Raw genomic sequence first — 239 nt, forward strand, 5'->3', positions numbered from 1 at the left:
AAAAAACACCCCTCCCCAAAGAACGCCGCACCCTCAACAACCAGTGGGAATGGACCCACCTGCGAGTTCGCAAGGCATACAACTCACTGCTGCACCTATCGCGCAATAACTGGCTGTTTACCTACCTGCAGCCACCACCAGAAGCACTCGAACCACAGCGCTGGGCATCAACAACCAACAGTCTGGAAGGCGGCGTCAACGCCCAGCTCAAACGCATCGCCGACGCGCATCGCGGCAGG

1 pseudogene is annotated in these 239 nt (G+C 58.6%); it reads left to right on the forward strand.

Annotated elements, in window-relative coordinates:
* A pseudogene (locus tag HMPREF2547_RS07950) lies at positions 1 to 239 on the forward strand (IS256 family transposase); the annotation flags it as partial.

It is taken from the genome of Corynebacterium sp. HMSC055G02 (assembly GCF_001809065.1).
In the GTDB taxonomy this organism is placed as follows: Bacteria; Actinomycetota; Actinomycetes; order Mycobacteriales; family Mycobacteriaceae; genus Corynebacterium; species Corynebacterium jeikeium_D.